This window comes from Lichenicoccus sp. (assembly GCF_965277665.1).
Classification (GTDB): Bacteria; Pseudomonadota; Alphaproteobacteria; order Acetobacterales; family Acetobacteraceae; genus Lichenicoccus.
On the sequence record NZ_OZ255835.1, the window covers coordinates 672,829 to 687,228 of the forward strand.

Sequence of the window (14,400 nt, forward strand, 5' to 3'; positions counted from 1 at the left end):
GGTTTGCACGTGCGCAGGGCAATGGTAAAGTGTCGGAATGTCTCCGATGTTTGCGGGTCCGAGCGTTTGCGTTCCGCCGGTCAGCCGCCTCGTGCGCAGGACTGCGCCATGACGGTGCTCGGCCGCGATCTGCTTCGACTTACCCGCCCCTGAGCGCACCCGCCGTCAGACACGGCTGCGCCCAGGGGACGACTAGAGCGAGACCGGCTCACCATGAGCCGGTAAACTTGCTCCACCAGATTGATCTAGCAGGCTGCGGAAAAACCAAGCGCAAGGCTCCGCCCTTGACCCGCTGGGGCCCCGTTTTGGAGCAGTGGGGGCCCCAGACCCGTTTTTAAAAGAAAGGATTTCAAAGGCTTGCCTTTGATGGGGTCCAGGGGCAAAGCCCCTGGCCCTTACTCCTTGAGCTACGGGTGACTCGTTTCCGAGTTTTTCAGCGGCCGCCACGCGAAGCACTTCATCACGATCCGGACGACAGGGCCGGCGTGACCAGGGATCTCCAGCATGAGCATCGACCATCCGAGTTTCGGCCGCATCGCCGACGACCGCGTCATCCTGTTCGACACCACGCTGCGCGACGGCGAGCAGTCGCCCGGCTTCTCGATGAACCTCACCGAGAAGGTGCGGATGGCCGAGGCGCTGGCCGAGCTCGGCGTCGACGTGATCGAGGCCGGCTTCCCGGTCGCATCGGGGGGCGATTTCGACAGCGTCCGCGAGATCGCGCGCACGGTGCGTGGCCCGGTGATCTGCGGCCTGGCCCGCACCGGCGGCCGCGACGACATCGCGCGCGCCGCCGAGGCGGTGCGTCCGGCGGCACGCCCGCGCATCCACAACTTCATCTCCACCTCGCCGCTGCACATGAAATACAAGCTGCGCATGGCGCCGGAGACGGTGCTGGAGTGGGTGACGCGCGGCAACCTGGCGGCACGCAATCACACCGACGACGTCGAATGGTCGGCCGAGGATGGCAGCCGCACCGAGCCCGACTTCCTGTGCCGCTGCGTCGAAGCGGCGATCGTCGCGGGTGCGACCACGATCAACATCCCCGATACCGTCGGTTACGCGACGCCGGAGGACATGGCTGCGATCTTCACCATGCTGCGCGAGCGGGTGCCGGGCGCCGACACCGTGATCCTGTCCGCGCACAACCATAACGACCTGGGGCTGGCGGTCGCCAACACCATCGCCTCGCTCACCGCCGGGGTGCGCCAGATCGAGTGCACGATCAACGGCATCGGCGAGCGGGCCGGCAACGCGGCACTGGAGGAAATCGTCATGGCGCTGCGCACGCGCCAGGATGTGCTGCCGTATTCCAACAACATCAAAACGCCCAACCTGCTGCGGGTATCGCGCATGCTGGCGACCATCACCGGTTTCGACGTGCAGCCGAACAAGGCGATCGTCGGGCGCAACGCCTTCGCCCATGAGAGCGGCATCCACCAGGACGGCATGCTCAAGAACGCCGCGACCTACGAGATCATGACCCCGGAGAGCGTCGGCTGGACCAAGTCGTCCCTGGTGCTGGGCAAGCATTCGGGCCGCGCCGCCTTCCGCGACAAGCTGCACGCGCTGGGCTACGGGGAACTCGGCGACAACCAGCTCAACGACGCCTTCGCGCGGTTCAAGACCCTCGCCGACCACAAGAAGACGGTCTATGACGAGGATATCGTGGCGCTGGTCGATGACGAGGGGCGCGACCACGCGCATCTGCGCTTCGTATCGCTCGACCTGCGTGCGGGTTCGAAGCGTCCGGCGCAGGCCGAGCTGGAACTCGAGATCGACGGACGCCGGGTCAGTGTCAGCAGCAGCGGCAACGGCGCGGTCGATGCCGCCTTCAACGCGATCCGGGAGCTGTTCCCGCACGAGGCGACGCTGATGCTGTATTCGGTGGGGGCGATCACCGAAGGCTCCGACGCCCAGGCCCGGACCACGGTGCGCCTCGAGGAACACGGCAAGATGGTGGACGGGCAGGGTGCGGACGCCGATACCGTGGTGTCCGCCACGCGCGCCTATTTGCACGCCCTCAACAAGTTGCTGGTGAAGCGGGCGCGGCATGAGCCGGAAGCGATCCCGGCATGAGCCAATAGTGGGGGCCGCTGGCGGGGGCCACCAGATCGGCGGCGCCGACTGGCCGGGAGAGCCCTGTCAGTAGTTATAATAGCCCGGGCTCTGGCTGTAGTATCCCGGCGGCGGCTGGTTGTAGTAGCCCGGCGGCGGTGGTGGCGGTGGCGGCCTCGGGGTCGTCGCCGCACCACCGACGGCGCCGATCGTGCCTCCGGCCAGGGCACCGATCGCCGCCCCGCGTCCGCCGCCTGCCAGGCCGCCGAGCAGCGCGCCGCCGCCGGCGCCGAGCAGGCCACCGCCGACCGCCCGCTGGCCCGGATCATACGGGTCGGTGCAGCCGCCGAGCGCCAGCGCCGCAGCGAGGGCCGTGACCAGCAGCGCCGGCCGCAGCCCGATACCTGCGACAGGCTGAAGACCGGTTCCGGTCATGCGCCGCGCGGCTGTTGGGTTCATCAGTAGCCTCCCCGGTTCGGTGTTGTGGCGGCGCCACCGACGGCACCGACGGCGCCGCCCGCCAAGGCGCCGACCCCGGCATTGCCGCCAGCGATCCCGGCGATGCCGGCACCGGCACCGGCACCGATCAGGCCGCCACCCACGGCGCGCTGCCCTGGATCGGAAGGATCGCAAGCCGCCAGGGCCAGCGCCAGGCCGGCTGCGGCGGCAAGCAACGTCACACGCGACATCGAACGAACTCCCGCTTGCCTCGGCGCCGCGAGAGGGCGCCTCTCCTGAGGCTATAGACATTCCGAGACCCGTCCGGTTCCCGCTCCGGCCGGCTTTCCTTGCCGACCCGCCCTGCCCGCAGGGGACACGTCGCGTGTGCAATCGGCGGATGCGACGCACAGCGTGCTTGCCCGATCCCGGCGTGATCGCTAAGCGGTTCGGACTACTGCTTTTGTCTCGACTGCGTAAGGGTTACGCCGCGGGACGGGTCTCTTCCGGAGTGGCTCGATGTTCTCTCGCCTGCTCGGCTTCGTTTCCCGCGACATGGCGATCGATCTCGGCACCGCCAACACGCTGGTCTATGTCAAGGGCCGCGGCGTCGTGCTGAACGAGCCCTCGGTGGTGGCGATCGCCGACATCCGCGGCAAGAAGCAGGTGCTGGCGGTCGGCGAGGAGGCCAAGCAGATGGTCGGCCGCACGCCGGGCAACATCTCCGCCATCCGGCCGCTGCGCGACGGGGTGATCGCGGATTTCGAGGTCGCGGAGGAGATGATCAAGCATTTCATCCGCAAGGTGCATAACCGCCGCGGCGCCAGCCCGATGATCATCGTCTGCGTGCCATCCGGCTCCACCCCGGTCGAGCGCCGCGCCATCCAGGAGAGTGCCGAGAGTGCCGGCGCCCGCCGGGTGCTGCTGATCGAGGAACCGATGGCGGCCGCCATCGGCGCCGGGCTGCCGGTGACCGAGCCGTCGGGCAGCATGATCGTCGATATCGGCGGCGGCACCACCGAGGTCGCGGTGATCTCGCTCGGCGGCATCGTCTATGCGCGGTCGGTGCGCGTCGGTGGCGACAAGATGGACGAGGCGATCATCTCCTACATCCGCCGCACCCAGAACCTGCTGATCGGCGAGAGCACCGCCGAGCGCATCAAGATGGAGCTCGGCTCGGCGCACGCGCCACTCGATGGCACCAACGGGCCGATGCGCGAGGTCAAGGGCCGCGGCATGATGAACGGGGTGCCGCGCGAGGTGGTGGTCAGCCAGCGCCAGATCGCCGACGCGCTGGCCGAGCCGGTGAGCCAGATCCTCGAGGCGGTCAAGGTGGCGCTGGAGAACACGCCGCCGGAACTCGCCGCCGACATCGTCGACAAGGGCATCGTGCTGACCGGCGGCGGCGCGCTGCTGCACGGTCTCGACGAGGTGCTGCGCGCCGAGACCGGACTGCCGGTCATGGTGGCGGAGAACCCGCTCTCCTGCGTGGTGCTCGGCACCGGCCGGGCGTTGGAGGAAATAAAGCGACTGCGAAACGTATTGACCACCATGTACTGACCCCGACCGGCTAGCATGCGCGATCCCCACTGCCTTGGCGGGAGCCTGCGATGATCCGCCTCTCCATCCAGACGCGCCACGCGCTGTCGCGCACGACGCTGCCGGTGCTGGTCGTCTGGTCACTGGCCCTGATGCTGCTCGGACAGGCCGATCGCCGGCTGGCCCAGCAGGCGCGCGCGGCCGTGGCCGATGCGCTGGCGCCCGCTTATGCCGTGCTGCGCGTGCCGGTGTCCGGGCTGCGCTCGACGGCGGGCGAGGCGCTGGGCCTGTTCGATCTCGCCGCCGAGAACCATCGCCTGCGCGCCGACAACCGGCGGCTGCTGCAATGGCGCGAGGTGGCGCTGGCGGCGACGGCGGAGAATGCGGGGCTCAAGGCGACCCTGCACTGGCTGCCCGACCCCGCCGCGCATGTCGCGACCGCCCGCGTGGTGGCCGAGACCGGCGGCATCTATGCGCGCGCCTTCCTGGTCAATGCCGGCAGCCTGCAGGGCCTGCACAAGGGCGAGGTGGTGATGGACGCGCAGGGCCTGGTGGGTCGCGTCACCGAGACCGGGCCGCGCTCGGCGCGTGTGCTTCTGGTGACCGACATGACGAGCCGCGTGCCCGTCATGCTGGAGACGTCGCACGCGAGCGCGATGCTGGCCGGCGCCAACCGGCCGGCGCCCAGGCTGCTGTACTACCCCGACGACGTCCGTCCCGAGGAAGGCGAGCGGGTGCTGACCAGCAGCGAGGCAGGCGCCTTCCCGGCCGGCCTGCCGGTCGGAATCGTGCATTATCGCGGACCCGGCGACCCGGTGGTGCTGCCGGCAGCCGGCCTCGATCACCTGGATCTGGTTCGCATCATCGATTTCGGTCTGTCGGGGATCGTGCCGCCGGACGCGCCCGGCCACGTGGCGCCGGGCAACCGGCCGGGTGAACCGCATATCGGCCCCAGGGCTGCGTCAGGGGCTGCGTCAGGGGCTGCCTCAGGGTCGGCGTCGGGTGCCGGCCAGCGCCCGGTATCGATCGGACGTGGATGAGAGACGGCGGCGATGGCAGAGCCCGGGCCCGGCAGCGCAGGACGTCGCAGGCCCGGGCCAGGGGGCAGCCAGCCGGTGGCGCGGATGCTCGACGCCGCGGCGCGCCGGTCGGTGCCGCTGGCGGGCGCCGCCCTCGCGCTGCTGCTGCTGAACACCCCGCTCGGCCTGCCCGGGCAGGCCGAGATGCAGCCCGGCATCCTGCTCGGCTGCGTGTTCTTCTGGTCGGTGTTCCGGCCGGCCTCGATGCAGGCGGTGCCGGTGTTCGGGCTCGGCGTGCTGTGCGACCTGCTCGGCAGCCAGCCGGTCGGGGTCACCGCCCTGATGCTGCTGCTGGCCCTGGCATGCGGCCGGACCTGGCGCGGCAAGCTGGCGCGGCTCGGCTTCGTTGCCATGTGGCTGGTGTTCGCCGCCGTCGCGGCAGCGGCACTCGGGCTGGAATGGCTGCTGGTCTCGGCCATCCGGCTGCAGCCGATGCCGCTGCTGGCGCCGGTATTCGCCTGGGTGCTCGCACTCGGGCTCTATCCGCTGCTGTCGGCCGCCTGCACCTGGGCGCATCGCACCATAGCCAACCCTTAGAGGCTGGTTGCAGACGCCTGCTGCTGGCGATCCGATACGCCTTTCCTGTGCTCCGGTGCTCACAGCCAAGCAGGCTGCTCCGCTCCGGTGCTCGGAAAGCCACGTCGGCCGCGGCCCTTTGGGCCGCTCTCATCCAGCATCAGACGTCTGCAACCAGCCTCTTGGGTCCTGTTTGGACCAAGGCCCGTAAGCAAGCGGCGCCGCTCCCATGAGACGGCCCGAGGGTCCGCAGCGGGGGGTGTTTACGCGCCGGGCGCTGCTGATGATGGCGGCGCAGACCGGCGTGCTCGGCGTGCTCGGGCAGCGGCTGTGGAGCCTGCAGGTCAGGGATGGCCACAAATACGCGCAGATGGCGCTGGCCAACCGGATCAGCACCCGGCAGCTGGCGCCGGCGCGGGGCCGCATCGTCGATCGCACCGGTGCCACGCTCGCCGGCAACAAGGTCAACTGGCGGGCGCTGCTGCTGCCGGAGGAGACCAGCGACCTCGCGCTCACCCTCGCCCGCTTCTCCGCCATCATGCCGCTCGAGGCCCGCGACCACGCCCGCATCGAGCGCGACATGGCCCGGCAGCGGCGCTTCATCCCGGTGGTGCTGCACGACTTCCTGACCTGGGACGACATGGCGCGGATCGCGGTCGCCGCTGCGGATCTGCCCGGCGTGCTGATCGATGTCGGCACCACCCGGCTGTATCCGCAGGGCGGCCTGCTGGCGCATGTGGTGGGCTACGTGGCACCCGCCGGCGAAGCGGACCTGGCCGCCAACCCGCTGCTGGCGCTGCCCGGCATGCGGGTCGGCCGGGCGGGGCTGGAGGCCTGGTTCGACACGAAGCTGCAGGGTCATGCGGGCTCGGTGCGCATGGAGGTGAACTCGGTCGGCAGGGTGCTGGGCGAGACCGACCGGCAGGAGGGCGTGCCCGGCGAGGAGCTGCAGCTCGCACTCGATCTCGACCTGCAGCAATCGGTGCTGCGCCGCCTGGACGGCCAGTCGGCGAGCGCCGTGGTAATGGATTGCCGCAACGGCGAGGTGCTGGCGATGGTCAGCAACCCGTCCTTCGATCCCTCGCTGTTCGACAGCGGCGTCAGCGAGGCGCAGTGGCAGGCCTGGTCGAGCGATCCGCGCACGCCGCTGCTCAACAAGGCGGTGGCGGGCCTCTATCCGCCCGGCTCCACCTTCAAGCCGGCGGTGGCGCTGGCGGCGCTGGCGGCCGGCACGCTGTCGCCGCACGACCGCATCGACTGTCCCGGCTGGCTCGATGTCGGCGGCAGCCGCTTCCATTGCTGGCGCAAGCACGGGCACGGCTCGCTCGACCTGCATGGCGGCATCAAGAACTCCTGCGACGTGTTCTTCTACGAGGTGGCGCGGCGGACCGGCATGGAGGTGATCGCGCTGCACGCCCGGCGGCTCGGACTGGGGGCGCCGCTCGCCATCGAGCTGCCGCATGCGCGGGACGGGCTGATCCCGACGCCGTCCTGGCGGCGCCAGCACGGGCACCACTGGAACGGTGGCGACACCATCGTGTCGGGCATCGGCCAGGGCTACATCCAGGTCACGCCGCTGCAGCTGGCGACCTATGCCGCGCGCATGGCGACCGGGCGTGCGGTGCAGCCGCATCTGGCACGCCGCCTGGGCGGCACCGCGACGCCTGGCCGGGTGGCGTCGGACTGGCCGGAGCTCGGCATCCCGTATGGGCCGCTGGCGGCGATCCGGGCCGGCATGTTCTCGGTGGTGAATGATGCCGGCGGCACCGCGCCCAAGGCACGGCTGCCGCTCGCGGGCGTGCAGATGGCCGGCAAGACCGGATCCGCGCAGGTGCGCCGGGTGTCGCGCGCGGCGCGCGAAGGCGGCCACTTCGACAGCTCCAAGCTGCCCTGGGAATACCGGCCGCACGCGCTGTTCATCTGCTTTGCGCCCTATGACGCCCCGCAATACGCGGTCTCGGTGGTGATCGAGCACGGCAATGCCGCCGCCGAGGTCGCCGCCCCGGTGGCGCGCGACATCATGATGGACACCCTGCGGCGCGATCCGGCCAACCTGGCGCTGGCACCGGGACAGCGGGTCGCCGCGGCGGGGTAAAGCCGCCGCTGCCTGAAGGCTTTCTTAACCATTTCCTTGCTTAACAGGGGCTTCTCGTTGGGGGCCCGGTCATGACGGCGCATATCCTGTTCGGCGCCACCTCGGCGTCCGGGCTCTCCCTGTGGGCGACGCTCGGCAGCAGCCCCGGCGCCGTGAACCTCGGCGTGCCGATCACGGCGGATTTCGATCCGGTTCGTATCGGCACCGAGACCCTGTTCATCGGCGGCGCCGGCGGGGTGCCCCGGCTCTTCAGGACCGACGGCACCGCGGCGGGAACCAGCCTCGTCGGGTTGCCGTCCAGTGCGGGATCGATCACCGCGATGGCGGCGTTCGATGGCCTGGCCGCGGTCGCGACGACCGGAGCGGACGGCGCCGGCTCGCTCTGGATCTCGAACGGCACCACGTCGCTTTGCATCAGCACCGGCCTGGTCGTCAGCGCCATGCAGACGGTCGGCGGCCTGCTATATTTCACCGGCCAGTCGGTGGCGTCCGATGTCGGCAGCAAGCGGCTGTACAGCAGCGACGGCACCGTCGCGGGAACGCACCGGATCACCTCCCAAGGCGTCCCGCTGGCAGCCGACGCCATCGCGGCGCTGCCCGGCGGCGGCCTCCTGCTCGAGAACGCCGCCAGCGGCACCCTCTGGACCACGACCGGCACCGCCGCGGCGCCGATCGCGCCCTCTGGCCTCGGCACCGTCGCCGGGCCGGGCGGCTTCCTGGCGCTGGACGGCGCCTTGCTGTTCAGCTTCACCGACGCCACCGGCAGCATGGCGCTGTGGCGCTCGACCGGGACCGGCGCCGGCACGCAACCGGTGCCGAGCGGGGGCACCGTGTTCGACAGCATCGGCGACCTGGTAGCCCTCGGCGGCGTCGCCCTGTTCACCGCCACCGACAGCAATGGCGCGACCGGCCTGTGGCGCACCAACGGGGCGGCCAGCACGCTGGTCGGGCGCTTCGCCGATGCCCAGGACCTGACCGCGTTCGGCGGCGAGGTTGCCTTCTCGGCACTGGATGCGAGCGGTCATCCGCAACTCTGGATCAGCGACGGAACCGCGGCCGGCACCCGCATGGTGCTGCCGCAAGGCGCTTCGGCGAACGGGCTCGATCCGGTCGGGCTGTTCGCCTATTTCGGCATGATCGGGTGCACGGGGACCGACAGCGCCGGCCGGACCAGCCTGTGGCTCGGCGACGGCACCGCCGCCGGCACCACCGAGGTCGCCGCGGCAACCGCCACCAGTTTCCAGACCGGCACCGAGGCGCTCGCCGGCAGCGGCCGCCTGGTGTCGCTCGCGGGCGTCGCGCATTCCGGCCCGTTCGCAGCGCTCGACGGGGATACCGTGCTCGGCGGGGCATCCGGTGGCGCCATCCTGGCCCCGGCCGGCGACGTCTCGGTCCAGGGAGGCAGCGGCGCGCTGAGCTTCACCGGCGGCAGCGGCAGTTGCACCGTCACCGGGGGCAGCGGCGCCTGCACCCTGTTCGGCGGCGCCGGCGGCGGCCTGTTCAGTGCCGGCAGCGCCGGCGGCAGCGTGCTGGTGGCGAGCGGCGGCAACACCACGCTCACCGGCGGGGGCGCCCTCGACCGGCTGTTCGGAGCCCCGGCCGGCGACACCACGATGGTCGCACCAACGGGTCGCGAGAGCCTGATCGGCGGCGGCGGCAACAGCGTCTTCTGGGGCGGTGCGACAGCCGGTGCCGTGATCTTCACCGGTGCCGGCACCGCCGCCGTGCTGGGACAGGCCGAGGGCGGCGACACCATCGTCGGCGGCAGCGGCGCGCTGCAGGTGACCAGCCGGAACGGCGAAGCGGTGTTCGGCGGCAGTGGCCCCACCACCGTCACCGGCAGCCTCGGCGGGGCGGATTCGATCATCGGCGGCAGCGGCGGCCTGGTGGTGCAGGGCCGCGGCGGCAACATGCTGGTGGTCGGCGGCAGCGGGGCCGCGTCGATTGCCGTCGGCAATGCGGCGGCCCTGCTGTTCCAGGGCAGCGGACCGATGGCGGCCAGTGCCGGCAGCGGCTGGTTCGAGGTCGTGGCAGGCCCGGGGGCTGCCACCATCGGTGCCGGCAGCAGCGGCGTCTCCATCGACGTGGTGAAGGGGGCGGCGGGCGGCAGCGACGTCGTCCGCGGCTTCAATCCCGCCATCAACCGGATCGCGCTGTTCGGCTACCAGGCGTCAGACCTGCATCTGCATGCGCAGGGCGGCAACAGCACGCTCAGCGTATCCGACGGCACCACCATCACCCTGCTCGGCGTCGGGAACGCGGCGTCCGCGATCGACCGGATCGGGTAAATGTCGAATCGGGGTCTGGGGCCCCCACTGCTCCAAGACGGGGCCCCAGCGGGTCCAGGGCAAGAGCCCTGGCCTTGCTTCCTGGACAAGTCGATGCGAGCAAAGGCACGCTAATCTGCATGATCACCGAGCGACGCCTGCGTCCCGGCCCGGCGCGGTTCGGGCTGCTGGCCCGGCTCGGCCGCATCAACTGGCTGTACGTCCTGCTGATCTGCCTGCTCGGCGGCGTCGGCTACGGGGCGCTATTCTCGGCCGGCGGCGGTTCGCCGGCACCGTATGCCGGCCCGCAGACGATCCGCTTCGGGGTCGGCGTGCTGCTGATGCTGACGCTGGCGATGATCCCGCCACGCCTGCTGATGCGGCTGGCCTGGCCGCTCTACGGCATCGCGCTAGGCCTGCTGGTGCTGGTCCTGCACATGGGCCATGTCGGCAAGGGGGCAGAGCGCTGGATCGTCATCGCCGGCGTGCAGCTGCAGCCGTCCGAATTCGCCAAGATCGCGCTGGTGCTGGCGCTGGCCAGCTATTTCCACCGCATCGGCTGGGAGCGGCTGGGCAACCCGCTGTTCCTGCTGCCGCCGGCGGCACTCGTGCTGGTGCCGGTGGCGCTGGTGCTGAGGGAGCCCAATCTCGGCACCGGGGCGATCACGGGGCTGGTCGGGCTCAGCCTGTTCGTCGCCGCCGGCATGCGGCTGTGGCAGATCGCGGTGCTGCTGCTGCCTCTGCCGGTGCTCGGACGGCTGGCGTTCGCCCACCTGCACGACTACCAGCGCGCCCGCATCACCACCTTCCTGCATCCCGAGCAGGACCCGCTCGGGGCCGGCTACAACATCATCCAGTCCAAGATCGCGCTCGGCTCCGGCGGCCTCTGGGGGCAGGGCTACCTGCACGGCACCCAGGGCCAGCTCAACTTCCTGCCCGAGAAGCAGACCGACTTCATCTTCACCATGATCGCCGAGGAGTTCGGCCTGGTCGGCGGCCTGTCGGTGATCGCGCTGCTGCTGGCCCTCGTGCTGGGCGGCATGCTGATGGCGATCCGCGCGCGCAGCCAGTTCGGCCGGCTGCTCGCACTCGGCATCTCGATGAACTTCTTCCTGTACTGTGCGGTCAACCTGTCGATGGTGATGGGGGTGATCCCGGTCGGCGGCGTGCCGCTGCCGCTGGTCTCGTACGGCAGCTCGGCGATGCTGACGGTGATGTTCGGCTTCGGGCTGCTGCTCTCGGTGTACGTGCATCGCGACGAGCGGCTCGAGCCGCGCGACCCGGACGGGCTCTGACGGGCGCCCGGAGCCTGATCCGATCGATCATGCTCCGCTTGTCGCTCTGACCGGCATGGCCGTGCTGGCGCCGACGCCCGCCATCCTGCGCTCCTACCGCCTGAGCCGCTACGAGGCGGGGGGCGCCGTCCTGCACGTTGGCCGCATCGCGACCGGTCTCGACGCAGACTGGGCAGCACGGCTGGCGGGCGGCGGGCTGGTGCTGCTGAGCGCCTGCAATCCGGGCGGCCGCCGGCAACCCGATGGCTGGAACGACCGCATGATGCGTCGCCTGGCCGAGGCGCTCGGGCGCGTGCCGCATGCGCCGGGGCACGGCAGGCTCGGGATCTGGTCGGAGGCGCTGGTGCTGGCGGCGTTGGACCGGCGCCGCGGCATCGCCCTGGCGCGCCGGTTCCGGCAGAATGCGGTGATTCTGGTCGCACGCGATCGCCGGGTCAAACTGCATCTTCTCGTTGCGTAATCATGACGAAACGCTGAGCGCGGTATTTTCCGGTCAAGGTGCCCCGGTATCGTCCCGGGGCAGTTGCTTGCGCAGCACCAGCAGGGCGCGGCGCAGCCGGACGATGCCGCTGCGTATCTTGCCTGCGCCGCACAGCCCTTCGCCCTGCCGTTCGAGGTCGCTGACCTCGCGAGGCAGGGCGCCATGCGCATCGATCGCCTTCGACAATGTCCGGCAATAGGCGTCGCTGTCCGTGGTGATCACCAGCGCGCCTGCCGGGGACGCCGCCGCGGGCACGTTGCCCACCGGCTGCCCGGCGCCATGCCCGTTCCCGGCCACGCAGAGTGACCCCGCTGCAAGCAGGACAGCGCGGGCGGCGGGTCGTGCGCGATGCGGCATCCGGCTCAGCTTAGAGCCGCCGACTTGACCGGATCGTGGTCGCCGGATGAAGCAGCCGTCACCCTGTCCGCATGGGGGGCGGCAAGCCGCGGCTGCGTGTCGCGCGGCATGGTCGGCAAAGCGAGGATCGCCCGCAGGCCGGGGGCCGCGTCCTCGAGCAGCAGCGTGCCGCCATGCAGGTGCGCCACCGCCTGCACCAGCGACAGGCCCAGGCCGGAGCCCGGGGTGCTGCGCGCCGCCTCGGCGCGGAAGAAGCGGTCCGGCGCACGGGCGCGATCGGTCTGCGCCATGCCGATCCCCTGGTCGGCGACCGCGATGTGGACCTGCTCCGCGTCGATGCCGGCCTGCAGCCGCACCGTGCCGCCCGGACGCGAGAACTTCACCGCATTGTCCAGCAGGTTCGCGACCGCCTGCTGGATCAGCAGCCGGTCCCCCCAGAGCATGAGCGGCGCCGGCACCGAGAGCGACAGGGCCAGCTGGGCATCCTCCGCGAGCGCCCCGTACAGCTCGGCGAGGTCGGAGAGCAGCGGGGCGAGGTCGATCCTGGCGAAGGCCGAGCGTCGCGAACCCGCCTCGATCTCGGAAATCCGCAGCAGCGCCTCGAACACCGTCGTGATGCCGTCGAGATCCACCACGGCGCGCTCGACCGCGTGGCGCAACTCCTCGGTGGTGCTTGCATGCAGCGCCGCATCCTCGAGCCGGCTGCGGGCGCGGGTGATCGGCGTGCGCAGGTCGTGCGCGATCGCGTTCGAGACCTGCTTCACCCCATCCATCAGCCGGCCGATGCGATCGAGCATGGCATTGATCGTCTCGGCGACGCGGTCGAACTCGTCGCCGCTGCCCGACAGCGGAACGCGCCGGCTGAGGTCGCCCTGCGAGATCGCGGCGGTGGTCCGCGCGATGTCGCGCACCATGCGCCGGAACAGCCCGCGCAGCAGGAAGCCGCCGGTGGTGCCGAGTGCTGCCACCATCACCAGCGCCCACAGCAGCGTATCGGTGAGCAGGCGCTTGAGGATCACCCGCGCCCGCACGTCGCGTCCGACCAGCAGCCGGTAATTGCCGGGCAGCGCGAAGGCGTGCACCTCGGCCAGGCCGCGGGTGCCGGCGCGCGCGATCGGCAGCTGGTACCAGGCATCGACCCGGGTCACGTCGCGGGGCCAGGCGCGCAGGTTGCCGGCGACGCGCAGGCCGCTGCCATCGACCATCAGGTAGATCGCATCGTCATCGACATTTTGCTCGAGCCGGTCCTGGATGGTCAGCGCCAGCGTCGGCAGGCCGCCCTCCTGCCAGCGCTCGGACAGCGCCTGCGCATCGGCATTGATCGCCGCCTCGACCTGCCGCTCGAGCAGCCCGATGGTGGCCCACCATATAAAGGAGAGGAACAAAGTGGCGCTGATCGCGAACAGCGCGGCATAGACGATGGCGAGACGCAGGCTGGCCGAACGCACCGTTCGTCCCAGCCGGAAACCTCCCAGGCTTGGGCGCGCCATCATGCCGGATCGGGACACCCGGCCGGCCCGACCGGGTTCATTCCGGGCGCAGCATGTAGCCGGCATTGCGTATGGTTTGGATCAGCGCGGTGGGGAACGGCTTGTCGATCTTGTGCCGCAGGCGCGAGACGTGCACGTCGATGACGTTGGTCTGCGGGTCGAAATGATAGTCCCACACGCCCTCGAGCAGCATGGTGCGGGTGACGACCTGGCTGGCGTGCCGCATCAGGTATTCGAGCAGGCGGAACTCGCGCGGCTGCAGGTCGATCTTCTGGCCGGCCCGCTTCACCGCGCGCGACAGCAGGTCCATCTCCAGGTCGGCGACGACGAGCTTGGTCTGCGGCCCGCTCTCGCCGCGCCCGCGCCGGCTGAGCGCTTCCACCCGCGCCAGCAATTCGGAAAAGGCGAACGGCTTGGTCAGGTAGTCGTCGCCACCGGCCTTCAGGCCGGCGACCCGCTCATCGACCTGGGCGAGGGCGGAGAGCAGCAGCACCGGCGTCGCGTTGCTCTGCGCGCGCAAGGTCTCCAGCAGCCGCAGCCCGTCGATGCCGCCCGGCAGCATGCGGTCCAGGATGATGGTATCGAAGGTTTCGCTGACGGCGAGGAACAGGCCGTCCTTGCCGTTGTCGGCCTGCTCGACCAGGTGCCCGGCTTCCTTCAGGCCCTTGGCGACGAAGCCGCGCACCGTGGGATCGTCCTCGACCAGCAGGATACGCACCGCCTGAACCTCCATCCGTCGCACACCGCGTTCGACATAGGAGGTTTGTATCCGAGGCGACAGCGCA

13 protein-coding genes are annotated in these 14,400 nt (G+C 70.7%); 8 read left to right on the plus strand and 5 right to left on the minus strand.

Annotation, left to right across the window (positions count from 1 at the left end; genetic code table 11):
* Positions 1-504: 504 nt before the first annotated feature.
* Complete coding sequence (locus ACQY4O_RS03050; RefSeq protein WP_428374766.1) at positions 505-2,079, plus strand: 2-isopropylmalate synthase; 1,575 nt, start codon at positions 505-507, stop codon at positions 2,077-2,079.
* A gap of 66 nt (positions 2,080-2,145) precedes the next feature.
* Here ACQY4O_RS03050 and ACQY4O_RS03055 read toward each other — a convergent pair whose 3' ends face one another.
* A complete protein-coding gene (locus ACQY4O_RS03055) occupies positions 2,146-2,517 on the minus strand; it encodes a hypothetical protein (protein WP_428374767.1) in 372 nt (123 codons plus the stop codon).
* Positions 2,517-2,747 carry a hypothetical protein gene (locus tag ACQY4O_RS03060; RefSeq protein WP_428374768.1) on the minus strand — a complete coding sequence of 77 codons (231 nt, stop codon included), beginning with the start codon at positions 2,745-2,747 and terminating at the stop codon, positions 2,517-2,519. The genes ACQY4O_RS03055 and ACQY4O_RS03060 overlap by 1 nt, the downstream gene beginning before the upstream one ends.
* Before the next feature lie 268 nt (positions 2,748-3,015).
* Between ACQY4O_RS03060 and ACQY4O_RS03065 the strand changes: the two genes are divergently transcribed.
* From ACQY4O_RS03065 to ACQY4O_RS03095, 7 genes are all read left to right on the plus strand, one after another.
* Positions 3,016-4,056: a rod shape-determining protein gene (locus ACQY4O_RS03065; RefSeq protein ID WP_428374769.1), complete on the plus strand. Its 1,041-nt coding sequence runs from the start codon at positions 3,016-3,018 to the stop codon at positions 4,054-4,056.
* Positions 4,057-4,106: 50 nt separating this feature from the next.
* Positions 4,107-5,075, plus strand: coding sequence for a rod shape-determining protein MreC (mreC, locus tag ACQY4O_RS03070; protein WP_428374770.1), 969 nt, complete (start codon positions 4,107-4,109; stop codon positions 5,073-5,075).
* 12 nt (positions 5,076-5,087) lie between these two features.
* Positions 5,088-5,651 (plus strand): hypothetical protein, encoded by a 564-nt coding sequence (locus ACQY4O_RS03075; RefSeq protein WP_428374771.1) that lies wholly within the window; start codon positions 5,088-5,090, stop codon positions 5,649-5,651.
* A gap of 208 nt (positions 5,652-5,859) precedes the next feature.
* Positions 5,860-7,725 carry a penicillin-binding protein 2 gene (gene mrdA / locus ACQY4O_RS03080; protein WP_428374772.1) on the plus strand — a complete coding sequence of 622 codons (1,866 nt, stop codon included), beginning with the start codon at positions 5,860-5,862 and terminating at the stop codon, positions 7,723-7,725.
* 71 nt (positions 7,726-7,796) lie between these two features.
* Complete coding sequence (locus ACQY4O_RS03085) at positions 7,797-10,013, plus strand: beta strand repeat-containing protein (RefSeq protein WP_428374773.1); 2,217 nt, start codon at positions 7,797-7,799, stop codon at positions 10,011-10,013.
* 119 nt (positions 10,014-10,132) lie between these two features.
* Complete coding sequence (rodA, locus tag ACQY4O_RS03090; RefSeq protein WP_428374774.1) at positions 10,133-11,287, plus strand: rod shape-determining protein RodA; 1,155 nt, start codon at positions 10,133-10,135, stop codon at positions 11,285-11,287.
* A gap of 55 nt (positions 11,288-11,342) precedes the next feature.
* The gene (locus ACQY4O_RS03095) at positions 11,343-11,747 is read left to right on the plus strand and encodes a DUF3293 domain-containing protein (protein WP_428374775.1); all 405 of its coding nucleotides are present in this window, start codon (positions 11,343-11,345) and stop codon (positions 11,745-11,747) included.
* A 33-nt stretch (positions 11,748-11,780) separates the two neighbouring features.
* Here the strand turns inward: ACQY4O_RS03095 and ACQY4O_RS03100 are convergent, their stop codons facing one another.
* The 3 genes from ACQY4O_RS03100 to ACQY4O_RS03110 all read right to left on the minus strand — a co-directional run bounded on the left by ACQY4O_RS03100 (position 11,781) and on the right by ACQY4O_RS03110 (position 14,333).
* Complete coding sequence (locus tag ACQY4O_RS03100; RefSeq protein ID WP_428374776.1) at positions 11,781-12,065, minus strand: hypothetical protein; 285 nt, start codon at positions 12,063-12,065, stop codon at positions 11,781-11,783.
* Positions 12,066-12,130: 65 nt separating this feature from the next.
* Entirely contained in the window at positions 12,131-13,618 is a 1,488-nt protein-coding gene (locus tag ACQY4O_RS03105; RefSeq protein WP_428374777.1) for a sensor histidine kinase, read from the minus strand.
* A 34-nt stretch (positions 13,619-13,652) separates the two neighbouring features.
* Positions 13,653-14,333 carry a response regulator transcription factor gene (locus ACQY4O_RS03110; RefSeq protein ID WP_428374778.1) on the minus strand — a complete coding sequence of 227 codons (681 nt, stop codon included), beginning with the start codon at positions 14,331-14,333 and terminating at the stop codon, positions 13,653-13,655.
* Positions 14,334-14,400 lie beyond the last annotated feature (67 nt).

What these genes read in the sequence shown, in the direction of transcription:
- mrdA (WP_428374772.1), top strand. Translation starts at nt 5,860, where the DNA reads ATGAGACGGCCCGAGGGTCCGCAGCGGGGGGTGTTTACGCGCCGGGCG.
- mreC (WP_428374770.1), top strand. Translation starts at nt 4,107, where the DNA reads ATGATCCGCCTCTCCATCCAGACGCGCCACGCGCTGTCGCGCACGACG.
- ACQY4O_RS03075 (WP_428374771.1), top strand. Translation starts at nt 5,088, where the DNA reads ATGGCAGAGCCCGGGCCCGGCAGCGCAGGACGTCGCAGGCCCGGGCCA.
- rodA (WP_428374774.1), top strand. Translation starts at nt 10,133, where the DNA reads ATGATCACCGAGCGACGCCTGCGTCCCGGCCCGGCGCGGTTCGGGCTG.
- ACQY4O_RS03065 (WP_428374769.1), top strand. Translation starts at nt 3,016, where the DNA reads ATGTTCTCTCGCCTGCTCGGCTTCGTTTCCCGCGACATGGCGATCGAT.
- ACQY4O_RS03095 (WP_428374775.1), top strand. Translation starts at nt 11,343, where the DNA reads ATGGCCGTGCTGGCGCCGACGCCCGCCATCCTGCGCTCCTACCGCCTG.
- ACQY4O_RS03060 (WP_428374768.1), bottom strand. Translation starts at nt 2,747, where the DNA reads ATGTCGCGTGTGACGTTGCTTGCCGCCGCAGCCGGCCTGGCGCTGGCC.
- ACQY4O_RS03055 (WP_428374767.1), bottom strand. Translation starts at nt 2,517, where the DNA reads ATGAACCCAACAGCCGCGCGGCGCATGACCGGAACCGGTCTTCAGCCT.
- ACQY4O_RS03105 (WP_428374777.1), bottom strand. Translation starts at nt 13,618, where the DNA reads ATGATGGCGCGCCCAAGCCTGGGAGGTTTCCGGCTGGGACGAACGGTG.
- ACQY4O_RS03085 (WP_428374773.1), top strand. Translation starts at nt 7,797, where the DNA reads ATGACGGCGCATATCCTGTTCGGCGCCACCTCGGCGTCCGGGCTCTCC.
- ACQY4O_RS03050 (WP_428374766.1), top strand. Translation starts at nt 505, where the DNA reads ATGAGCATCGACCATCCGAGTTTCGGCCGCATCGCCGACGACCGCGTC.